Genomic DNA, 21997 nt, shown 5'->3' on the forward strand with positions numbered 1-21997 from the left:
CGCGTCCGCCGCCGACGCCACCAAGTCCGCCAGCAAGCCCGCGGCCAAGCGGGCCACCCGCAAGACCCGCAGCGCGGCGGAGACCGAGACGATTCGGGTGGCGTTGCACGAGCGCCTCATCGAGTTGCACACCGAGTACGAGAAGACCATGGCGCAGCTGACCGACCTGCAGCGCGACCGGCTGACCGACTCGGCGGGCGACGACCAGGCGGACACCGGGACCAAGACGTTCGAGCGTGAGCAGGAGATTTCCCTGGCCAACGGCATCAGGGACCGGGTGACGCAGGTCGAGCGTGCCCTGGAGCGGCTCGACGACGGCCACTACGGATACTGTGAGCGGTGCGGGAACCCGATTCCCGCCGGGCGACTCGCCGCGTTCCCGTCGGCGACGCTCTGCGTGGCGTGCAAGCAGTTGGAGGAACGGCGCTGAGCGAGGACAGCACCGACCGGATCCCGTCCGGCGATGATCACGCGCAGCCGAGTCGCGGTCCCGCCTCCCGACGTGTCGTCGGGTTGCTGGCCGGCATCGCGGTGGTGGCGCTGGTGGTCGACATCATCACCAAGGTCGTCGCCGTGGCGAACCTGCACCCCGGCGATCCGGTCCGGTTGCTCGGCGGCGCGGTCTACCTGTCGCTGACCCGCAACCAGGGCGCCGCCTTCAACATCGGCGGGACCGGTTACACGGCGATCCTTGCCGCGGTCGCGGTGGTGGTGATCATCGTGATCATCCGGTTCGCCCGGCGGTTGCGGTCCTGGCCGTGGGCGGTGGCGCTCGGTCTGGTGCTCGGCGGCGCGGCCGGCAACCTGACCGACCGGCTGTTCCGGGCGCCGGGACCGCTGCGCGGTGGCGTGGTCGATTTCATCAGCGTGTTCAGCCCGGACGGCCACCCCTGGCCGATCTTCAACGCGGCCGACTCGTGCCTCGTGGTGGGCGTGATCATCGCGGTGCTGCTCGAACTGACCGGGCGCCGGATCGACGGCACCCGGGCGGGGCGCAGCGCCGACGACGCGAAGGCGGCCGACGAGCCGGAGCCGGTCGCCGCGGGGCGGGCCGGCGGCGCCGAGCGCACCGATGCCGCGACGACGGCGGCAACGGCTGCCGATGCCGGCCCGGCGGCCGGGGGCCGGCCGGACCCGACCGATGCCGGCACGGGCGCCGAGACGCCGGGTGAGACGAGCCGGGACGCCGGGTCCGACGGCGGTGATCGTGCCGCGAGTGGCGGGCCCGCCACCGGCCGGACGGACCGATCGTCATGACCGGTGCGCGTTTTGACGGCGCCGCCCCGGCGGCGCCGGTCGGTGAGCATCGTGCCCTGCCGGTGCCGGACGGGCTGGCCGGGATGCGGGTCGACCAGGCGCTGGCGCGGCTGTTCGGGCTGTCCCGCACCGCGGCCGCGGACCTGGTCGCGGCCGGCGAGGTGGCCCTCGACGGGACCACGCCGGCGAAGTCGGATCGGGTCGATGCCGGGGCGTACCTGGAGGTGACGCTGCCGCCGCCGGAGGGCGCGCCGACCATCGTGGCGCGCCCGGTCGACGGATTGCGCATCGTGCACTCCGATGACGACATCGTGGTGGTGGACAAGCCGGTCGGGGTGGCGGCGCACGGCAGCCCGGGCTGGTCCGGCCCCACCGTGCTCGGTGGTCTCGCCGCGATGGGGCAGACCGTCGCGACCAGCGGCGCGGCCGAGCGGCAGGGCATCGTGCACCGGCTCGACGTGGGCACCTCCGGGCTGATGGTGGTGGCCAAGAGCGAGCGGGCGTACCGGATCCTGAAGCGCGCGTTCAAGGTGCGCACGGTGGAAAAGCGCTATCACGCGGTGGTGCAGGGCCAGCTCGACCCGCTGCGCGGCACGGTGGACGCGCCGATCGATCGGCACCCGCAGCACGACTACAAGTTCGCGGTGGTGTCGGGCGGCAAACCCAGCGTCACGCACTACGACACGCTGGAGGCGTTCCCGGCGGCGAGCCTGGTCGACGTCCGGCTGGAGACCGGCCGTACGCATCAGATCCGGGTGCACTTCTCGGCGCTGCGGCACCCGTGCGCCGGTGATCTGACCTATGGCGCGGATCCGACCCTGGCCAAGCGGCTCGGTCTGTCCCGGCAGTGGCTGCACGCCCGTGAGCTGGCGTTCGATCATCCGGGGTCGGGCGACCGGGTGCGGTTCGTCAGCGAGTACCCGGAGGATCTCGCTCACGCTCTGGCGGTACTGCGCGGCGAAGGGTGACACCCCGGGTCCGCGATGGGCCCGCTCGCTCGTTGAACAGATCGATGCCGGTCGCGGGGCTGGCAAAGTTCGGGCGGCTCCGTAGCCTGTTGGTGGGTGAGGCGTCGGGCGGGAGGCGAGCGTGGATCAGTCCGGAGCCGGAGCGTACCGCTCCGGTGACTCGGGGTCGCGGTGGCGGAACCTGCTGGGTCGCGGCAGGCCGCGGGACGGTGAGGGCGGCGTGGACGCCGCGCCGGCCCAGCCCGGCCGCGGTCAGGCCGGGGTCGGGCGGGCCCGGGTGGGTGCCCCGCCGCTGGTGCCTCGACCCTCTCCGGCCCCCGAGACGCGGGCCGGCCGCCGCGGTGCGCCGGTCCCGGTCCAGGTCGGCGGGCACCGCCCGGAGGCGTACGCGACGGGTTCGGTGGACGGACTGCTCGCGGCGCTGCGCCGCGACTTCGGCCGGTCCCGGGTGGTGGCGTTCGTCAACCCGAAGGGCGGCGTGCACAAGACCACCGCGACGGTGCTGACCGCGGCCACGCTCGGCAGTGCCCGCAGCGGCGGCGTGCTCGCCTGGGACGACAACGAGCTGCGCGGCACGCTGGGGCTGCGCGCCGGTACCGCCCGGCACGCCCGGACCATCCGGCACCTGGTCGACGATCTGGACCGGATCGAGACCGGCCCGGGGATCCTGTCCGAGGTGTTGGACGACTATCTGCGACACACCAAGGACGGCTCGTTCGACGTGCTGGCCGGTGACGAGGATCCGCGCATCGCCCGCCGGCTCGACCCGGCCACGGTGCGCCGGGTGCTCACCCTGCTCGCCGGCACCCACGACGTGATCTGCGTCGACACCGGCAACAACGTCGAGTCGCCGAACTGGCAGACGGTGCTGCGGGCGGCCGACCAGCTGGTCGTGACCACCGTGCCGCGGGAGGACGCGGCGTTCACCGCCGACTGGATGCTGGACCTGCTGGAAGAGCAGGGGATGGGTGAGCTGGTGGCCGGGGCGACCACCGTGATCAGCTGCCCGACACCGAACCCGCTGCCGCTCACCGCCGATCTGCTCAAGCACTTCGGCTCGCGTACCCGGACCTCGATCGTGGTGCCCTACGACGTGTCGCTGGAGCCCGGTTCGACCATCGAGTACTCGCAGCTGGCTCCCGCCACCCGGATGGCCTGGCTGTACGCCGGGGTCGCGATCAGCGAGGGCTTCGAACCCGGCCGGTGACCGCGGCGGCCGGTCGCGGGTGGCGGTTGCCACGTCCGCGGGCCCCCGGGCGTGCCGGCCGGCAGCGGCGGCGTTCGGGGCGATAGGTTTTCTGTCGGACCCCGCTCCTAACGTGGTGGGGTCGCCGGGAGTGCGGCCATACACCTCCCGGCACGGCCGCGGTCGCCGCCTGGCGCCGGCCGCACGCGGGGTTGTCCAGGTGAATACGAGGGGGGCGAGGCGCGCCATGTCGGCGTCCGGGTTCGCACATCTGCACGTGCACACCGAATACTCGATGTTGGATGGCGCGGCCCGCCTGAAGCCGCTGTTGGCCGAGGTCCAGCGGCAGGGCATGGACTCGATCGCGATGACCGACCACGGCAACATGTACGGGGCGTACGCGTTCTACCAGGAGGCGACGAAGACCGGCGTGAAGCCGATCCTCGGCATCGAGGCCTACCTGGCGCCCGGCGACCGGTCGTACAAGCAGCCGGTTCGGTGGGGTCGTCCGGACCAGCGCAGCGACGACGTCTCCGGTGGCGGTGCGTACACGCACATGACCATGTGGGCGGAGAACGCCACCGGCCTGCGCAACCTGTTCACGCTGTCCAGCCGGGCGTCGATCGAGGGCTACTACTACAAGCCCCGGATGGACACCGAGCTGATCTCGGGGCACACCGAGGGCATCATCGCCACCACCGGCTGCCCGTCCGGGGAGATCCAGACCCGGCTGCGGCTCGGTCAGGAGGAGGAGGCGTACGCGGCGGCCGAGCGCTACCTGGAGATCTTCGGCCGGGACAACTTCTTCCTGGAGCTGATGGACCACGGGCTCGACATCGAGAAGCGGGTCCGCACCGGGCTGCTCGACATCGGCAAGCGGTTCGACCTGCGCCCGGTGATCACCAACGACTCGCACTACGTGGCCGCCGAGGACGCCAAGGCGCACGAGGCGCTGCTGTGCGTGCAGTCCGGCAGCACCCTGGACGACCCGAACCGGTTCAAGCTCGACGGCGGCGGCTACTACATCAAGTCGCCGGCGCAGATGCGCGAGCTGTGGGACTCCCAGCTTCCCGGGGCCTGCGACAACACGCTGCTGATCGCCGAGCGCGTCGGGTCGTACGAGGAGGTCTTCGCGCACCACGACCGGATGCCGCTCTTCGACGTGCCGGACGGGTACAACGCGGAGACCTGGTTGGAACACGAGGTGATGGAGGGCCTCGCGAAGCGGTTCCCGGGCGGCATCCCGGACGGCCACCGGGAGCGCGCCAACTACGAGCTGAGCGTCATCAACCGGATGGGCTTCCCGGCGTACTTCCTGGTCGTGGCCGACCTGGTGCGACACGCCAAGGAGTCCGGGATCTACGCCGGGCCGGGCCGCGGGTCGGCGGTGGGCGCCCTCGTGGCGTACGCGCTGGGCATCACCGCGCTGGACCCGATTCCGCTGGGCCTGCTGTTCGAGCGGTTCCTCAATCCCGAACGCATCTCGATGCCCGACATCGACCTGGACTTCGACGACCGCCGCCGCGGCGAGATGATCGACTACGCGGTCGCGAAGTACGGCGCGGACAAGATCGCCCAGGTCATCACGTTCGGCACGATCAAGACGAAGGCGGCACTCAAGGACGCGGCGCGGATCCACTTCGGCCAGCCGGGCTTCTCCATCGCGGACAAGATCTCCAAGGCGCTGCCACCGCCGGTGGCGGCCAAGGACATCCCGCTGTCCGGGATCGTCGACCCGAAGCACGAGCGGTACGCGGAGGCGACCGAGGTCCGCACCCTGATCGAGACCGACCCGCAGGTCGGCAAGATCTTCGAGACCGCCCGCGGGCTGGAGGGGCTGATCCGGCAGGCCGGAGTGCACGCCTGCGCGGTGATCATGTCGTCCGAGCCGGTGATCGACTCGGTGCCGGTGTGGGCCCGGCCGCAGGACGGCGCGATGATCACCGGCTTCGACTACCCGTCGTGCGAGTCGATGGGTCTGTTGAAGATGGACTTCCTCGGCCTGCGCAACCTGACGGTCATCGGGGACGCGATCAACAACATCCGGGCCAACCGCGGCGTCGAGATCGACCTGGAGACCCTGGAGCTCGACGACAAGGCCACGTACGAGCTGATGGCGCGCGGCGAGACGCTCGGCGTGTTCCAGCTGGACGGCACCGCGATGCGGGCGCTGCTGCAACGGATGGGGCCGACCGGCTTCTCCGACGCCACCGCCGTGATCGCGCTGTACCGCCCGGGGCCGATGGCCGTCAACGCCCACCTCAACTACGCCGACCGCAAGAACGGCCGGCAGCAGATCGTGCCGATCCACCCCGAGCTGGAGGAGCCGCTGCGCGACATCCTGGCCGAGACGTACGGCCTGATCGTCTACCAGGAGCAGATCATGCTCATCGCGCAGAAGGTCGCCGGCTTCACGATGGGCCAGGCCGACATCCTGCGCAAGGCGATGGGCAAGAAGAAGAAGGAGGTGCTGGAGGAGCAGTTCGCCGCGTTCCAGAAGGGAATGCGGGAGAACAAATACTCCGACGACGCCATCCAGACGCTGTGGGACACGGTCCTGCCGTTCGCCGGGTACGCGTTCAACAAGTCGCACGCCGCCGGCTACGCGGTGGTGTCCTACTGGACCGCCTACCTGAAGGCCAACTTTCCCGCCGAGTACATGGCGGCGCTGCTGACCTCGGTCGGCGACTCGAAGGACAAGATGGCGGTCTATCTCGCCGAGTGCCGCAAGATGGGCATCAAGGTGCTGCCGCCGGATGTCAACGACTCCGACAACTACTTCACCGCCGTCGGTGCCGACATCCGGTTCGGCCTGGGTGCGGTGCGCAACGTCGGCGCCAACGTGGTCACCAGCATCATCAACACCCGCAAGCAGAAGCAGCCGTACACCTCGTTCACCGACTTCATGCAGAAGATCGAGCTGCCGGTGTGCAACAAGAGGGTGATCGAGTCGCTGATCAAGGCGGGAGCGTTCGACTCGCTGGGGCATCCGCGGCGGCCGATGCTGGAACAGCACGAGACCATGGTCGAGGCCATGACCGGGGTGAAGCGGCGCGAGGCGGAGGGCCAGTTCGACCTGTTCGGTGGGATGACCGACACCGCCTCGGACACCGTGGTGGGCATGGAGGTCGACCTGACCGGCGACGACTGGCCGCGCAAGACCGCGCTGGAGTTCGAGCGCGAGATGCTCGGACTGTACGTGTCGGGGCACCCCCTGGACGGCGCCGAGCGGGTGCTGCGCAAGAACAGCGAGCAGCGCATCGCCGACCTGGTCTCCGGCGACGTCGCGGACGGCACGTCGGTGACCATCGCCGGCATCATCTCCGCGCTGGAGCGCCGGGTCACCAAGCAGGGCAACGCGTGGGCGAAGGCGACGGTGGAGGATCTCGACGCCGGCATCGAGGTGCTGTTCTTCCCGAAGACCTACGAGTTGGTCGGGCAGTACCTCGCGCCGGACCTGACGATCGCGGTGAAGGGCCGGGTCAACCGGCGCGACCAGGAGATCAGCGTGGTCGCGATGGACCTGCGTACGCTGGAGATCACCGACGCCGACCTGGCCGCGGAGCCGGCCGTGACCATCGCCATCCAGGCCGAGCGGGTCGACCCGGACCTGGTGGGCGAGTTCAAACGCACGTTGCTGAACAACCGAGGAGAGACCGCGGTGCGGGTCAAGCTGGTCGGCCGGGAACGCAACCACCTGCTGGCCCTCGACGACACGCTGCGGGTCACGCCCGGCCCCGGCCTCACCTCCGAACTGAAGAGCCTGCTCGGCGCCGGTTGCCTCGAATAGCTGGCCGCGGGGCCCGGATCCGCCGACTTGCCTGAGGTTGGGAGAATCGCCGCGATGAAGACGACGATGCCGCGCCGACCCGGCGTGCCGCGGTGGGCGGAGGCACTCGTGCTGGTCGTCGCGGCGGTGTGTGTCGCGGCGGTCGGCGCGCCGCTCGGCCTGCTCTGGTCGGCGCTGTCCCCCCGCGCCGAGGTCATCATGACCGATCAGGGCGGGATGTACGACCTGGAGACCGAGACGTTCGCCGCGGCGGACGGGCGGCTCGCGGTGCTGACCGCGGCGACCGGCCTGGTCGCCGCGATCGTCTGCTGGGTGGTGCTGCGCCGCTACCGGGGGCCGCTGCTGCTCGTCGTGCTCGCGCTGGGTGGCGCGGGCTGCGCGCTGCTCACCGCCTGGGTCGGTGGCCGGGTCGGGCTCGCCGACTTCGACGCACTGCTCGGCGCCGCCCAGCCGGGCTGGCGGTTCCCCTACCCGCTGCGGCTCGGTGCGCGCGGCGCGATCGTGCTGGCGCCGCTGTTCGCGGTGCTCACCTACACCGTGTTGGCCGGTTTCTCCCGGTATCCCGCGTTACGGGCCCGGCGGACCGCGGGGCCCGCCGAGCCAGAGCTGGTCGACCCGGTGCGACTGCCGCTGATCCCGGCCCGGAACAGCGCCGGGTCGACGGAGCCGGATTCCGGCACGCCGGCCGCCGGGCCGGACCACCAGCCGGGACCGGCGGGCGCCGGCCCGGCGGACGACCCGGCCGATGCGCCGACGTCGGCCGGATCGTCGTCCCGCGTCGGGCCCGACGCGGACAGCGCCGCCGCACCCGGGGCGGTGGCGACCGGCGGGGTGGTGGCCGGGCCGGCACCCCGGCCCGACGACGCGGTCCCCGGCATCGCCTGGCCGGCTCCGCCACCCGGCCCGCCGGTAGGTGGTCCGCCACCGCCGGCGTTCGGCGCTCCCGGCGCCGCGCCGGACGCAGCCGCTTCGCCGTCCGGTCCGGGGCCGTCCGCTCCGCGGCGTTCGGATCCGGGGCCATCCGCTCCCGGGCTGGCCGGTCAAGGGCCGTCCGGTCCCGGGTCGTCCGCTGCGGGGCCGTCCGCTGCGGGGCAGTCGGGTCCGGGGCCGTCCGGCCCACCGGCCGCGGGGCCGGCGCAGGCGGCTGGCCCGGCGCCGCACCCCGCCGCACCGGACGGGCGGCAGGGACCGGACGCATCGTGGGGGGCCGGCTCGCCGGTCGACCCGTTCGCGCCCGACGGCTTCCCGGCCGCACCTGCCCAGACACCGCCACCGGCGCCGATGGACCCGGTGGACTGGCCGGACGCGCCACGCCGGTCCTGAGCCGAGGTCGCCCGGCATCCCGGCGGCCGGTCAGTTGACCCCGGCCGGTACCTGGAAGTCGGTGAGGGCCGCCGGTACCGCGGACAGCGCCGCGACCAGGCTCGTCTCCCGACGAAGCAGGCCGAGCTCGCCGCGCAGCCGGTGCGCGGCGTCCGGCTCGGCGAGCAGCCGCTGCCGGTCCGCCACGCTCAGCGAGGCGCTCGCGGCGACCAGATGCGACAGCACCGCCGGATCGTCCGGCAGCTGGTCCTGCGCCGCCTCGGGGGACACCGCGTCCGGGCCGGCCACGTGGGCGAGCTCGCGCAGGTACCGGCGGAACGCGGCGAGCACGCTCGGCACCAGCGTCTCGGCCTGGCGCAGCTCGGCCGGGTCGGACCGTTCCGGCAGCCAGTCGACCGAGGCGCGCAGGTACGGTGCGGAGTCGGTGTCGACGGCCACCACGGCGAACCGGCGGCGGCCGACCGCGACCACGTCGTAGCGCCCGTCGGGGTGGCTGGTGACCTGCCGCAACTCGGCGCTGCAGCCGACCTCGTAGAGGGTGGTGCCGTCGTGGTCGCCGGTCTCGGTGCCGCGACGGATCGCCACCACACCGAACTCGCGGTCGCGCTCGGCGGGCTGCTGCGTGAGGTGCTTCACCAGCGCGCGGTAACGCGGCTCGAAGATGTGCAGCGGCAGCACGACCCCGGGGAACAGCACGGTCCCCAGCGGGAACAGCGGAATGGCGTCGGTCACAGTACCGAGCCTACGGGTTGCCCGCTGCCGGGCCGACTCCCGACGGACCGCCTTCCTGGCCGTTTCCGCCCTCGGCACGCCTGTCCATGCCGGAACGCCGATCCGGTCCGGCTCGCCGCCCTCGTCGGCGATCGATGTCGGTCGTGGTGCCCTACGCCACCGGTTCCCGCAGGTCGGGACGCCTAGACTTGACGCGTGCTGACTCGTGTCGACCTGCGCGGTACCACCACGGACCCGCGCGACGTGCTGCCCCGTGCCCAGCTCGACGTGGCGGCCGCGATCGAACAGATCCGGCCGACCGTCGAGGCGGTGCATCAGCATGGCGTGCCCGCGGTGCTGGCCGCCACGGAGCGGTTCGACCGGGTCCGGCCGCGCCGGCTGCGGGTGCCGGCCGAGGCGATCGCGGCGGCGGCTGGCACGCTCGACGACGCGGTCCGCGTCGGGCTGCAGACCTCGATCGACCGGGCCCGCGCGGTGCACGCCGACCAACGCCGCACCGATGTGACCACCCAGGTCGTCCCGGGCGGCACCGTCACCGAGCGCTGGGTGCCGGTGTCCCGGGTCGGGCTGTACGTGCCGGGCGGCCTCGCGCCGCTGCTGTCCAGCGTGGTGATGAACGTGGTGCCGGCGCAGCTGGCCGGCGTGTCCTCGATCGCGCTGGCCTCGCCGCCGCAGCGCGACACCGGCCTGCCGCACCCGGGCGTCCTCGCCGCCTGCGCCCTACTCGGCGTCGACGAGGTGTACGCGATCGGCGGCGCGCAGGCGATCGCCGCGTTCGCCTATGGGCTGCGCGCCGAGTCGGCCGCCGCCGCGGAGTCGGCCGACGAGCCGGTCGCCGATCCGGAGCTGGCCGGCGATCCGGTCGGCGGCTGGTTGCTGGAGCCGGTCGACCTGGTCACCGGGCCGGGCAACATCTTCGTCACCGCGGCGAAGCGGATGCTGCGCGGCGTGGTCGGGATCGACTCGGAGGCCGGGACCACCGAGATCGCCGTGCTCGCCGACGACACTGCCGACCCGGTGCACGTGGCCGCCGACCTGATCAGCCAGGCCGAGCACGACCCGGCCGCGGCGAGCGTGCTGGTCACCCCGAGCGAGTCGCTGCTCGCGGCGGTGGAGGCGCAGCTCGCCGTGCAGGTGCCGGCGACCCGGCACCACGAGCGGGTGGCCACCGCGCTGTCCGGCAAGCAGTCCGGGGTGGTGCTGGTGGACGATCTCGACCACGGCCTGCGGGTGGTGGACGCCTACGCGGCCGAGCACCTGGAGATCCAGACCGCGGACGCGGCGCGGGTGGCGTCCCGGGTGCGCAACGCCGGCGCGATCTTCGTCGGGGCGTACTCGCCGGTGTCGCTCGGTGACTACGCGGCGGGGTCCAACCACGTGCTGCCCACCGGCGGCTGCGCGCGGCACTCGTCCGGCCTGTCGGTGCAGACGTTCCTGCGCGGCATCCACGTCGTCGACTACTCGCAGCAGGCGCTGCGCGAGGTGGCTCCGCACGTGGTGGCGCTGTCGGCGGCCGAGGATCTGCCGGCGCACGGGCAGGCGGTCACGGCCCGGTTCGGCGGTGCGGTGTGACCGACATCGCGCTGGCCGACCTGCCGCTGCGTGACGACCTGCGTGGCCGCACGCCGTACGGGGCGCCGCAGCTGAACGTGCCGATCCGGCTCAACACCAACGAGAACTCGTACCCGGTGCCGGACGAGGTGACCGCCGCGATGGCCGACGCGCTCGGCGCGCAGCTGCGTGACCTCAATCGCTACCCGGACCGGGACGCGGTCGCGCTGCGCGCCGACCTGGCCCGGTACCTGAGCGCCCGGCACGGCCGGCACCTCGCCGCGGCACAGGTGTGGGCGGCGAACGGTTCCAACGAGGTGCTGCAGCAGCTGTTGCAGGCGTTCGGCGGCGCCGGGCGGACCGCGCTGGGGTTCACCCCGGCGTACTCGATGCACCCGCTGATCGCGCTCGCCACCGGCACCGGATGGCTGGACGGGCCGCGGGCGGCCGACTTCGGCATCGACACCGACGCCGCCGTCGCGTTGATCGAGCAACGCCGGCCGGAGGTGGTGTTCGTCTGCTCGCCGAACAACCCGACCGGTACCGCGGTGTCGCTGGAGACGCTCGACGCGATCGCCGCCGCGGCACCGGGCATGGTCGTCGTGGACGAGGCGTACGCGGAGTTCGCCCGGCCCGGCACGCCGACGGCGCTGGAGCTGCTGGACAGGTACCCCCGGTTGGTGGTGACGCGCACCATGAGCAAGGCGTTCGCGCTGGCCGGTGCCCGGGTGGGCTACCTCGCCGCGGCGCCCGCGGTGGTGGACGCGCTGCAGCTGGTCCGGCTGCCGTACCACCTGTCGGCGCTGACCCAGGCGGTCGCCCGCGCCGCCCTGGCACACTCCGACGCGTTGCTGGCCACGGTGGACGCGCTGAAGACCGAACGGGACCGGATCGTCACCGAGCTGACCGCGATGGGCCTGCGCGTCGCCGCGAGCGACGCGAACTTCGTCCTGTTCGGTGGCTTCGCCGGCAACGACCAGAAGCGGGTCTGGCAGGCGCTGCTGGACGACGGGGTGCTGGTACGCGACGTCGGCCTGCCGGGCTGGCTGCGGGTCAGCGCCGGCACCCCCGTCGAAACCGACGCCTTCCTCACTGCGTTACGTTCGGTGCATCCGGCGGGTGCCGGCGCGCCGAGCGGCTGAGCCGGCCCGTCGACCCCGATCCGAGAACCCAACGCGAACCCGCGGAGCTGCGCATGACGAGGACCGCCCGGGTGGAACGCACCACCGGCGAGACCAAGGTGCTGGTCGAGATCGATCTGGACGGCACCGGTGGCGCCGACGTCGCCACCGGCGTCGGGTTCTTCGACCACATGCTCAACCAGCTGGCCAAGCACGGCGGCTTCGGCCTGGTCGTGCACACCGTCGGCGACCTGGACATCGACGCGCACCACACGCTGGAGGACACTGCGATCGCGCTGGGGCAGGCGTTCGCGGCGGCCCTGGGCGACAAGGCCGGCATCCAGCGGTTCGGCGATGCGGTGGTACCGCTGGACGAGGCGCTGGTGCAGGCGGTCGTGGACCTGTCCGGCCGGGCGTACGTGGTGCACGACGAACCGGTCGACCTGGCGCCGATGATCGGCCCGCAGTACCCGACGAGCATGACCCGGCACATCTGGGAGTCGTTCGGTAACAACGCGAAGTTGACGCTGCACGTCAACGTACTGCGCGGGCCCGGCCGGGGCAGCGGGCGGACGCGCACCACGTGGTGGAGGCGCAGTTCAAGGCGGTGGCGAGGGCGCTGCGGCAGGCGGTCACCGTGGATCCGCGCGGCGGCGGGGTGCCGAGTACCAAGGGGCTGCTCTAGCCGGCGCGGGCCGGGTGCCGGTCGGCTCGGGCGTACGTGGTGCCCGCCACACCGTGCGCCCGGCGCTCGCGGCCGGACCACCGGCGACATGCATGGCCTGCTATACAGGCGGGACGGTCGCCCGGCCGGCGGTGGGAGCCGTCCGGCGGGTGGCGGAAGGCCGAGGTGCCCGCGGGAGGCGGGCGGGAGGGACAGCAGTGCAGAGCATTCTGCCCATCGCGCTGTTCGCACTGGGCGGGGTTCTGCTCGGCGGCGCGTGGTCGATCAAGCAGCAGAGCGGGTCCAGGGCGCTGATCGTGGGCTTCGTGGTGCTGGCCGTGGTCGCGGTGCTGGGCGGCATCGCCTGGCTGTTGCCCAAGGGCACGTTCTGAGGCGGCCGGGCCGGTCGGGAGAGAGGTAGGCAATGGCGCGTCGAGTGGTGGTCCTCGACTACGGCTCGGGCAACATCCACTCGGTGCATCGGGCGCTGCAGCGGGTCGGTGCCGACGTGACGGTCGCGACCGATCCGACCGAGGGGGTCGACGCCGACGGTCTGGTGGTGCCGGGCGTCGGGGCGTACACGCACTGCGTGAGCCAGCTGGACGCCATCGGTGGCCGCGCGGTGGTGGCCGACCGGGTCGCCGCCGGCCGGCCGGTGCTCGGCATCTGTGTCGGGCTGCAGATCCTGTTCGACGCCGGCCGGGAGCACGGCATCCTCACCAAGGGGTTGGGCCTGCTGCCCGGCGAGGTGACCCGGCTGCTCGCCCCGCGGGTGCCGCACATGGGCTGGAACACCGTGAGCTGGCAGCCGGGTGACCCGCTGTTCACCGGCCTCGACGCGGGCGCACGATGCTATTTCGTGCACTCGTACGCGGCGCGGCCGTCTCGTGCGCTGCGGGCCGCCGGGGCCCGGGTCGCGACCAGCGTGCACGGCGAGGTGTTCGTCGCGGCGGTCTCGCTCGGCGCGCTGTCGGCGACCCAGTTCCATCCGGAGAAGTCCGGCGACGTCGGTGCGACCCTGCTGGCGAACTGGGTGTCCGGGCTGTAAATCCGTCCACTGTGGACGGGACTGACGAGGGGAACGCTGCATCATGTTGACGCTGCTGCCCGCGGTGGACGTGGCCGATGGCCGGGCCGTCCAGCTGGTCCAGGGCAAGGCGGGTTCGGAGCGGGTGTTCGGCGAGCCGCGAGCGGCGGCGCTGCGCTGGCAGCAGCAGGGCGCGAGCTGGATCCACCTGGTCGACCTGGATGCCGCGTTCGGTCGCGGCTCCAACGCCGAACTGCTGGCCGAGGTGATCGGCTCGCTGGATGTGCAGGTGGAACTGTCCGGTGGGATCCGGGACGACGAGTCGCTGCACCGGGCGCTGTCGACCGGCGCCCGGCGGGTCAACATCGGTACCGCCGCGCTGGAGGATCCCGACTGGTGCGACAAGGTCGTCGGCGAGTACGGCGACCGGGTCGCGATCGGCCTCGACGTGCGGGGAACCCGGCTCGCTGCCCGCGGCTGGACCCGGGACGGTGGCGAGCTGTACGAGGTGCTCGCCCGGCTGGAGGCGGCCGGTTGCGCCCGCTACGTGGTGACCGACGTCAACTCCGACGGCATGTTGCGTGGCCCGAACCTGGACCTGCTGCGCGACGTGTGCGCGCACGCCACCGCGCCGGTGATCGCCTCCGGCGGGGTGTCGACGCTCGACGACCTGCGCGCGCTGACCGCGCTGGAGCCGCTCGGCGTGGAGGGTGCCATCGCCGGTACCGCGCTCTACACCGGGGCGTTCACGGTGACCGAGGCGCTCGCGGTGCTGCGTGCGGAGGCGCGATGAGCGCCCCGGCCAGTGGCGCGGAACGGTCCCGGCTGGCGGAGGGGAGCTGAGGTGACGATCGCGGTACGGGTAATTCCCTGCCTGGACGTCGCGGACGGCCGGGTGGTGAAGGGGGTCAACTTCGCGAACCTGCGTGATGCCGGCGACCCGGTGGAGCTCGCGGCCGCCTACGACGCGGCCGGCGCCGACGAGGTGACGTTCCTCGACGTGACCGCCTCGGTCGAGGATCGCTCGACGATGTTCGACGTGGTCCGGCGCACCGCCGAGAGCGTGTTCATCCCGCTGACCGTCGGGGGCGGGGTGCGCACCGTGGCGGACGTGGACGCGCTGCTGCGCGCCGGCGCCGACAAGGTCGGGGTGAACACCGCCGCGGTGTCCCGGCCGGAGCTGATCGGTGAGGTGACCGAGCAGTTCGGCCGGCAGGTGCTGGTGCTGTCGGTGGACGCCCGGCGCAGCCGGCTCACCCCCAGCGGGTACGAGGTGACCACGCACGGCGGCCGCCGCGGCACCGGGATGGACGCGGTGGACTGGGCGGTGCGGGCCGCCGATCTGGGCGCCGGGGAGATTCTGCTCAACTCGATGGACGCGGACGGCACCAAGACCGGGTTCGACCTGGAGATGATCACCGCGGTACGGGCGGTGGTCGACGTGCCGGTGGTCGCGAGCGGTGGTGCCGGCGCTGCCGAGCACTTCCCGCCGGCGGTCGCCGCGGGCGCGGACGCGGTGCTCGCGGCGAGCATCTTCCACTTCGGCGAGGTCAGCATCGCGCAGGTCAAGCAGGCGTTGGCGGCGGCCGGTCAGCCGGTGCGCTGACCGGCCGACCCGCCGGTCGGGTCGGCCGGGTCGGCGGCGGCCGGGGCGGGCACCGTCCACAGCGGGATCATCAGGTGCGCGAGCGGGCCGATCGACACCGCGTAGATCAGGGTGCCGAGGCCGACCTGGCCGCCGAGCAGGAACCCGGCGGCGAGCACGGCCAGCTCGATGCCGGTCCGCACCACTCGGACCGAGTGGCCGCGGGCGGCGAGCCCGGTCATCAGCCCGTCGCGCGGGCCCGGGCCGAACCGGGCACCGATGTACATCCCGGTCGCCACACCGTTGAGCGCGACGCCGGACAGCAGCAGCACCCAGCGCAGCCAGAGCGGGTCGGGCGCCGGTACCAGGCGCAGGGTGGCGTCCAGCGCGAGGCCGATCAGGACCGCGTTGCTCACCGTGCCGAGGCCGGGCTTCTGCCGCAGCGGGATCCACAGCAGCAGCACCAGCACACCGACGCCGATCACGATCCAGCCGATCGGCAGCCCGATCCGGCGGGCGAGGCCCTGGTGGAACACGTCCCACGGGTCCAGGCCGAGCCGGGCGCGCACCATCAGCGCCGAGCTGGCGCCGTAGCAGAGCAGCCCCACGTACAGCTGGACGAGCCGGCGGGGCAGCCGGACGCCGGTGAGCCGGGCGGCGATCCGGCGGGTGGGTGTGGCCGGTGCGGTCGCGGCCGGGCGGGTGGCGGAGGTGGGCACGATGTCCACCCTGCAGGCCAGTTCGGATCCCGAGTAGAGCCAATCTTGCGGAACTGGTCTGCTCGTGTTGAGGTAGTGGCATGGACGCGGTGGTTCGGACGGGTGCGTCGGCGCTGGCCCGCCGGCTCGGGGACTGGCGCCGGACGGGCGGCAGCGACTACGTGGCGCTCGCCGTGGCGATCCGCGGGCTGATCCGGGACGGCCGGCTCGCGCTCGGTGTGCGGCTGCCCGCCGAGCGGCTGCTCGCGGCCGAACTCGCGGTCAGCCGCACCACCGTGACCGCGGCGTACCGGCTGCTGCGCGACCAGGGATACCTGCGCTCCCGGCGCGGCTCGGGCAGCGACACCGCGCTGCCCGAGGGGCAGCGGCTGTCCACCAGCGGGCTGTGGGCGCCGGACGACGAGGCGCTGATCGACCTCGGCTGCGCCGCGCCGCCGCCGCCGGTCGAACTTGCCGCGGCGGCCCGGCAGGCGGCCGAGGAGCTGGCCGGCTATGCGTCCAGCCACGGCTACTACCCGGCCGGGCTGCCCGAGCTGCGCTCCGCGATCGCCGACCGGTTCACCGAGCGCGGGGTGCCCACCGGGCCCGCCGAGATCCTCGTCACCAGCGGCGCCCAGCAGGGCCTCGACCTGGTGTTGCGGCTGCTGACCGCGCCGGGGGAGCGGATCCTCGTCGAGTCGCCGAGCTACCCGAACGCGCTGACCGCGCTGGCGGCGGCCCGGCTGCGGGCCGACCCGATCCCGGTGACCGACGACGGCTGGGACCTGGAGCCGGTCCTGCCGGCGCTCACCGCGGGCCGGTACCGGGTGGCGTACCTGATTCCGGACTTCCACAACCCGACCGGGGCGGTACTGCCCGAGCCGCAGCGCGCCGCGCTGATCGCCGCCGCGTACCGGGGCGGTGGGTTGCTGGTGGCCGACGAGACGTTCGCCGAGCTGGCGCTGACCGGCCGGCCGATGCCGCCGCCGATGGCGGCGCTGGACCGGCACCGCCGGGTGATCACGGTCGGCGGGATGTCCAAGTCGCACTGGGGTGGCCTGCGGGTCGGGTGGATCCGGGCCACCCCGGCGCTGATCCAGCGGCTCGCCGCGGTCCGCGCCGGGGTCGACATGGGCGGCGCGGTGCTCGACCAGCTGGCCGCCCGCGCCCTGCTGGCGCGCGCCGGGACGATCCTGCCGGCACGCCGGGAGATGCTGCGCGCCCAGCTCGACGCGCTGGTCGGTGCGGTGCGCGAGCACCTGCCCGGTGCCCGGTTCCGGGTCCCGGCCGGCGGCCTGTGCCTGTGGGTGGAGTTGGCCGAGCCGGTGGCGAGCGCGCTGGCCACCGCCGCCGAGGCGTACGGGGTGCGGCTCGCACCGGGCCCGCGGTTCGGCGCCGAGGGCACCTTCGAGCGCTACCTGCGGCTGCCGTTCGCGCGGCCGGCGAACGAACTGGTCGAGGCGGTACGCCGGATCGCGGCCGCTCGCGCTGACCTGGACGCGCTGCGGCCGGGCCGCCCCGCCACCCCCGCGGTGGTCGCCTGACCAGGTCCGCCCGGTACGGCCGGTTCGCCGGTGGGGCCGGCTCGACCCGGCGCCGATCCGGACGTGAGCTAGATCGCCCCGGACCCCGAAATGTCGGCACCATGCGGCATCGTCGTACCGGAGTAGGTAAGGGGCAGGTGAGGCAGTGTCCGGATACAGCGCCGGGTACGACCGCGGGGTCGTGCTGCGCGGGTTGAAGCTGCTCGGCCGATCCATTCGGGACGAGCCGGCGACGTTCGCGGTCGGGGCGGTCGGCAGCATGCTGTTCGCGGTGATGACCGTCGCCAGTGCGTACGTGATCGGTGCGGTGGTCGGCGACGTGGCGGTGCCGGCGATCGAGCAGGGGCGGGTCCCCCTCGGCGCGCTGGCGGCCGGTGGTGCGGCGATCCTCGGCGTCAGCGTGCTCAAGATCGTCGGCATCCTGGGGCGGCGGCTCGGCGCCGGCGCCATGCAGTACCGGCTGCAGGCCCGCTACCGGCGCGCCGTGACGCAGCGCTACCTCGACCTGCCGATGTCCTGGCACCAGCGGCATCCCACCGGGGCACTGCTGTCCAACGCCAACAACGACGTGGAGAGCGCGTTCATGCCGATCGCGCCGTTCCCGTTCGCCGTCGGTACGGTCACCATGCTGATCACCGCGATCGTCGCGCTGCTGGTCACCGACTGGGTGCTGGCGCTGGTCGGGGTGGCGGTGTTCCCCGCGGTCTTCGTGATCAACGTGGTGTACTCGCGCCGGTCCGCGCCGCTGCAGGCCGCCGCCCAGCGGCTGCGCGGAGAGGTGGCGGCGGTCGCGCACGAGAGCTTCGACGGTGCGCTGGTGGTCAAGACGGCCGGTCGGGAAGCGGCCGAGACCGCCCGGTTCGCGGTGGTCTCCGATCGCCTGCGGGACGCGTCCATCGCTGCCGGGCGGGTCCGCGGGCTGTTCGATCCGCTGATGGACGCGCTGCCCAACGTGGGCACGCTCGCCGTGCTGGTGGTCGGCTCGGCGCGGCTCGCCGCCGGCGACATCGCGGTGCCGCAGCTGGTGTCGGCGGCGTTCCTGTTCAGCGTGCTGGCCTTCCCGGTCCGGGCGATCGGCTGGGTGCTCGGTGATCTGCCCCGTGCGGTGGCCGGCGCCGACCGCGTCGACGGGGTGTTGACCGCCGAGGGCGAGATGGCGCACGGCGCGGCGGAGCTGCCCGGGACCGGTGCCGTCGAGCTGGAGTTCGATCGGGTCCGGTTCGGCTACGGCGACGGCGCCGACGTGCTGACCGACGTGAGTTTCACCGTGCCGGCCGGGCGTACCGTCGCGCTGGTCGGCGCCACCGGTGTCGGCAAGTCCACCCTGACCCAGCTGGCCGCCCGGCTGGTCGACCCGGCCGCCGGCACGGTCCGCCTCGCCGGCCGGGACGTGCGCGAGCTGTCCGCCGCCGGGCTGGCCTCGGCGGTGGCGCTGGTGCCGCAGGTGCCGTTCGTGTTCGACGACACCGTCCGGGGCAACGTCGCGCTGGACCGGCCGGGTGTCGGTGCCGGTGCGGCCGAGGCGGCGCTGCGGCTGGCCCAGGCCGACCGGTTCGTCGCCGCCCTGCCCGACGGTGCGGACACCGCCGTCGGAGAGCGCGGCGCCAGCCTGTCCGGCGGCCAGCGGCAGCGCCTGACGCTGGCCCGCGGGCTGGCCGGCCGGCCCCGGCTGCTGATCCTGGACGACGCCACCAGCGCCGTCGACCCCCGGGTCGAACAGGCGATCCTCGCCGGCCTGCGCACCGCCGGCAGCGACACCACGGTGCTGGTCGTCGCGTACCGGCGGGCCACGATCGCGCTGGCCGACGAGGTGGTGTACCTCGCCGACGGCCGGGTCGCCGCCCGGGGCACGCACCGGGAACTGCTCGCCACCGTCCCCGGCTACGCGGAGCTGGTCACCGCCTACGAGGACGCAGCCGACGACGAGGTGGCGCAGGAGGTCGCCGGATGAGCACCGACGTACGGGTCGAGCCGGCGCCACGCCGGACCGCGCCGGCGGAACCGGTCGGCACCCTCGCCACGCTGCGCCGTGGCCTGTCGCTGTCGCCGGAGCTGCGCGCCGGCCTGCCCGGCACGCTGGCCCTGGCGCTGGCCTCGACGCTGGGCAAGGTCGCGGTGCCGATCGCGGTACAGCAGGGCCTGGACCACGGCGTCCGGGCCGCCGGCGGCCCGGATCTCGGCTACGTCGCGGTCGTCGGCGCGCTGACGGTGCTGCTGCTGGTGCTCGCGGTCGGCTCGGCCTACCTGATGAACTACCGGCTGTACCGCACCACCGAGACCGCGCTGTCCGGGCTGCGGATCCGTACCTTCGGGCACGTGCACGCGCTGTCGGTGCTGCACCAGCAGGACGAGCGGCGCGGCGCGCTGGTCAGCCGGGTCACCGCCGACATCGACCAGATCTCCCGGTTCCTGCAGTTCAGCGGCGTGAGCCTGGTGGTCAACGCCGGACAGGTGGTGGTCGCGACCGTCGTGATGCTGGTGTACTCGTGGCCGCTGACGATCGCGGTGCTCGCGGTGTTCGTGCCGCTGGCGCTGCTCATGCCACGGTTGCAGCGCTGGCAGCAGGCGGCGTACCGGGCGGTCCGGGAGCGGGTCGGTGTGCTGTACGCGGCGGTCGCGGAGAGCGTCGTCGGCGCACCGGTCATCCGCGCCTACGGGGTGTCCGGGCGCACCGCGGGCCGGTTGTCCGACGCGATCGAGCGGTACCGGGCCGCGCAGTACGGCGCGCAACGGCGCAGCGTGGTCATGTCGACGCTGAGCGAGGGTGCCTCCGGTCTGACGAACACGCTGGTCGTGATCGGCGGCGTGGTGCTCGGCGCGGGCCTGGCGCACGAGCTGGGCGCCGGCTTCAGCGTCGGTGAGCTGACCGCGTTCGTCTTCCTCGCCGGCCTGTTCGTGCAGCCGATCCAGATGTTCACCGAGACGCTGACCGAGGCGCAGAACGCCGTCGCCGGCTGGCGCCGGGTGCTCGACATCCTGGACGCCGAGCCGGAGGTGGTCGATCCCGGCGAGCGGGCCCGACCGGTGCCGCCCGGCCCGCTGGCGGTGCGGTTCGCCGACGTCGGCTACGCCTACCCGGGCGGCGGCCCGGAGGCCCTGGCGGACGCGGACGTCACGATCGCGCCGGGCACCGCGATCGCGGTGGTCGGCGAGACCGGCAGCGGCAAGACGACGTTCGCCAAGCTGCTGACCCGGCTGATGGACCCGACCCGCGGTCAGGTGCTGCTGTCCGGGGTGCCGCTGGACCGGGTCGGGTTCGCCGAGCTGCGGCGCCGGGTGGTGATGGTGCCGCAGGACGGGTTCCTGTTCGACACCACGGTCGGCCGCAACGCGGCGTTCGTCCGGCCCGACCTGCCGGACGCCGACCTCACGGCCGCCTTCACCGAGCTGGGGTTGGCGGACTGGCTGGCCGGTCTGCCGGCCGGGCTGGACACCCCGGTGGGGGAGCGCGGCGAGTACCTGTCGGTGGGTGAGCGCCAGCTGGTGGCGCTGGTCCGGGCGTACGTGGCCGATCCGGATCTGCTGATCCTCGACGAGGCGACGAGCGCGGTGGATCCGGCGACCGAGGTACGGCTGCAGCGTGCACTGGACGCGGTGACCCGGGGGCGGACCACGGTGACCGTCGCGCACCGGCTGTCCACCGCCGAGGCCGCGGACGAGGTGCTGGTGTTCGACGCCGGCCGGATCGTGCAGCGTGGCCGGCACGAGCAACTGGTTGCCGCCCCCGACTCGGTGTACGGGCGGCTGCACGCGTCCTGGCTGGAACAGACGCGCTGACCGGCTCCCGGACCGCCCGCCGCCCGGTGCCCGGCTCCGCGCCGACCAGCTCCCGGACCATCCGGCGTCCGGGACCCGCTGCGCCCCGGGCTGGCCGGCGCCGCGTGCCGCCCGGCCGCGGGTCACATGGCGAAGCGGGCCTCCCGCAGCGCCCGCACCGACTCGGTGGGGCCCTCGGTGTCCAGCCGGGCCGCGTCCTGCCGGCCGGAGACGAACACCAGCAGTTCGCCGGGTGGACCGGTGAGCCGCACGTGCGGGCCGTCGCCGACGGTGCGCTCGCCGTACTCCGGCGCGGCCAGGGTGACCCGGACCGGCAGCCGGCGCATCGACACGGTGGTGAGCATCGACAGCCGGCGCCAGAGGATCTCGTTCAGCTCGACCGGCAGGTCGCGCGGCTGCCACTGCGGCCGGGCCCGGCGCACGTCCTCGTGGTGCAGGAACATCTCCATCGTGTTGGCCAGCTCGTCGGTGAGCGGGTTGGACAGCGGACTCCACCATGGCGGCGCGGCGATCTGGTCCAGCAGCACGTCCCAGTCCTGCTCGGCGTAGCCGCGGCGGACCCGTTCTGACCAGCCGGCGAGCGGCCGGACCAGCAGGCCGATGCCGGAGTCGGGGCGCCGCTCGCGGGCCAGCAGGTGCGCGGCGAGATCGCGGGTGGTCCACCCCTCGCACAGGGTCGGCGCGTCCGGCCCGACCTGCCGCAGCAGCGACACCAGTTGCAACCGCTCACCATGCGCATATGCCGTCGTCACCCCGTTCACTCTAGTGACGGCC

The 21997-nt window shown here is 73.6% G+C and carries 15 protein-coding genes and 4 pseudogenes; 16 read left to right on the plus strand and 3 right to left on the minus strand.

Features of this window, described 5'->3' with window-relative positions:
• Position 1: 1 nt before the first annotated feature.
• From Athai_RS34090 to Athai_RS12230, 6 genes and pseudogenes are all read left to right on the plus strand, one after another.
• Positions 2-430: pseudogene (locus tag Athai_RS34090) on the plus strand (TraR/DksA family transcriptional regulator); the annotation flags it as partial.
• A pseudogene (lspA, locus tag Athai_RS12210) lies at positions 403-1029 on the plus strand (signal peptidase II); the annotation flags it as partial. The pseudogenes Athai_RS34090 and lspA, both read left to right, overlap by 28 nt.
• A 224-nt stretch (positions 1030-1253) precedes the next feature.
• Positions 1254-2225, plus strand: coding sequence for an RluA family pseudouridine synthase (locus Athai_RS12215; RefSeq protein ID WP_203961612.1), 972 nt, complete (start codon positions 1254-1256; stop codon positions 2223-2225).
• 226 nt (positions 2226-2451) lie between these two features.
• Positions 2452-3432: pseudogene (locus tag Athai_RS12220) on the plus strand (MinD/ParA family ATP-binding protein); the annotation flags it as partial.
• A 226-nt stretch (positions 3433-3658) separates the two neighbouring features.
• The gene (dnaE, locus tag Athai_RS12225; protein WP_203961613.1) at positions 3659-7201 is read left to right on the plus strand and encodes a DNA polymerase III subunit alpha; all 3543 of its coding nucleotides are present in this window, start codon (positions 3659-3661) and stop codon (positions 7199-7201) included.
• A gap of 54 nt (positions 7202-7255) precedes the next feature.
• Positions 7256-8524: a DUF2567 domain-containing protein gene (locus Athai_RS12230; RefSeq protein WP_203961614.1), complete on the plus strand. Its 1269-nt coding sequence runs from the start codon at positions 7256-7258 to the stop codon at positions 8522-8524.
• A gap of 30 nt (positions 8525-8554) precedes the next feature.
• Here Athai_RS12230 and Athai_RS12235 read toward each other — a convergent pair whose 3' ends face one another.
• Positions 8555-9256 carry an LON peptidase substrate-binding domain-containing protein gene (locus tag Athai_RS12235; RefSeq protein ID WP_203961615.1) on the minus strand — a complete coding sequence of 234 codons (702 nt, stop codon included), beginning with the start codon at positions 9254-9256 and terminating at the stop codon, positions 8555-8557.
• Positions 9257-9451: 195 nt separating this feature from the next.
• Between Athai_RS12235 and hisD the strand changes: the two genes are divergently transcribed.
• From hisD to hisF, 7 genes and pseudogenes are all read left to right on the plus strand, one after another.
• Positions 9452-10828 (plus strand): histidinol dehydrogenase, encoded by a 1377-nt coding sequence (gene hisD / locus Athai_RS12240; protein WP_203961616.1) that lies wholly within the window; start codon positions 9452-9454, stop codon positions 10826-10828.
• Between the two features lie 5 nt (positions 10829-10833).
• A complete protein-coding gene (locus Athai_RS12245) occupies positions 10834-11949 on the plus strand; it encodes a histidinol-phosphate transaminase (protein WP_203965578.1) in 1116 nt (371 codons plus the stop codon).
• A 53-nt stretch (positions 11950-12002) separates the two neighbouring features.
• Positions 12003-12613, plus strand: a pseudogene (hisB, locus tag Athai_RS12250) (imidazoleglycerol-phosphate dehydratase HisB).
• Positions 12614-12810: 197 nt separating this feature from the next.
• Entirely contained in the window at positions 12811-12984 is a 174-nt protein-coding gene (locus tag Athai_RS12255; RefSeq protein WP_203961617.1) for a hypothetical protein, read from the plus strand.
• A gap of 32 nt (positions 12985-13016) precedes the next feature.
• A complete protein-coding gene (gene hisH, locus Athai_RS12260; RefSeq protein WP_203961618.1) occupies positions 13017-13640 on the plus strand; it encodes an imidazole glycerol phosphate synthase subunit HisH in 624 nt (207 codons plus the stop codon).
• Positions 13641-13680: 40 nt separating this feature from the next.
• Positions 13681-14412: a bifunctional 1-(5-phosphoribosyl)-5-((5-phosphoribosylamino)methylideneamino)imidazole-4-carboxamide isomerase/phosphoribosylanthranilate isomerase PriA gene (gene priA, locus Athai_RS12265; protein WP_203965579.1), complete on the plus strand. Its 732-nt coding sequence runs from the start codon at positions 13681-13683 to the stop codon at positions 14410-14412.
• 51 nt (positions 14413-14463) lie between these two features.
• Positions 14464-15225 (plus strand): imidazole glycerol phosphate synthase subunit HisF, encoded by a 762-nt coding sequence (gene hisF, locus Athai_RS12270; RefSeq protein WP_203961619.1) that lies wholly within the window; start codon positions 14464-14466, stop codon positions 15223-15225.
• On the opposite strand, the gene yczE is transcribed toward hisF, so the two are convergent.
• The gene (yczE, locus tag Athai_RS12275) at positions 15210-15866 is read right to left on the minus strand and encodes a membrane protein YczE (protein WP_203965580.1); all 657 of its coding nucleotides are present in this window, start codon (positions 15864-15866) and stop codon (positions 15210-15212) included. The two genes, hisF and yczE, sit on opposite strands and share 16 nt — an antisense overlap.
• A gap of 137 nt (positions 15867-16003) precedes the next feature.
• Here yczE and yczR point away from each other — a divergent pair, with 137 nt between their 5' ends.
• The 3 genes from yczR to Athai_RS12290 all read left to right on the plus strand — a co-directional run bounded on the left by yczR (position 16004) and on the right by Athai_RS12290 (position 21223).
• Entirely contained in the window at positions 16004-17446 is a 1443-nt protein-coding gene (gene yczR / locus Athai_RS12280) for a MocR-like transcription factor YczR (protein WP_203961620.1), read from the plus strand.
• 259 nt (positions 17447-17705) lie between these two features.
• The gene (locus Athai_RS12285) at positions 17706-19397 is read left to right on the plus strand and encodes an ABC transporter ATP-binding protein (RefSeq protein ID WP_203965581.1); all 1692 of its coding nucleotides are present in this window, start codon (positions 17706-17708) and stop codon (positions 19395-19397) included.
• A complete protein-coding gene (locus Athai_RS12290; protein WP_203961621.1) occupies positions 19394-21223 on the plus strand; it encodes an ABC transporter ATP-binding protein in 1830 nt (609 codons plus the stop codon). Before Athai_RS12285 ends, Athai_RS12290 begins: the two co-directional genes overlap by 4 nt.
• A 122-nt stretch (positions 21224-21345) precedes the next feature.
• Here Athai_RS12290 and Athai_RS12295 read toward each other — a convergent pair whose 3' ends face one another.
• On the minus strand, positions 21346-21975 hold the full coding sequence (locus tag Athai_RS12295; RefSeq protein WP_239156887.1) for a TIGR03085 family metal-binding protein: 630 nt from the start codon (positions 21973-21975) through the stop codon (positions 21346-21348).
• Positions 21976-21997 lie beyond the last annotated feature (22 nt).

The sequence above is a fragment of the Actinocatenispora thailandica genome, from assembly GCF_016865425.1.
In the GTDB taxonomy this organism is placed as follows: Bacteria; Actinomycetota; Actinomycetes; order Mycobacteriales; family Micromonosporaceae; genus Actinocatenispora; species Actinocatenispora thailandica.

What these genes read in the sequence shown, in the direction of transcription:
- Athai_RS12215 (WP_203961612.1), top strand. Translation starts at nt 1,254, where the DNA reads ATGACCGGTGCGCGTTTTGACGGCGCCGCCCCGGCGGCGCCGGTCGGT.
- dnaE (WP_203961613.1), top strand. Translation starts at nt 3,659, where the DNA reads ATGTCGGCGTCCGGGTTCGCACATCTGCACGTGCACACCGAATACTCG.
- Athai_RS12230 (WP_203961614.1), top strand. Translation starts at nt 7,256, where the DNA reads ATGAAGACGACGATGCCGCGCCGACCCGGCGTGCCGCGGTGGGCGGAG.
- hisH (WP_203961618.1), top strand. Translation starts at nt 13,017, where the DNA reads ATGGCGCGTCGAGTGGTGGTCCTCGACTACGGCTCGGGCAACATCCAC.
- yczR (WP_203961620.1), top strand. Translation starts at nt 16,004, where the DNA reads ATGGACGCGGTGGTTCGGACGGGTGCGTCGGCGCTGGCCCGCCGGCTC.
- Athai_RS12285 (WP_203965581.1), top strand. Translation starts at nt 17,706, where the DNA reads ATGCTGTTCGCGGTGATGACCGTCGCCAGTGCGTACGTGATCGGTGCG.
- Athai_RS12290 (WP_203961621.1), top strand. Translation starts at nt 19,394, where the DNA reads ATGAGCACCGACGTACGGGTCGAGCCGGCGCCACGCCGGACCGCGCCG.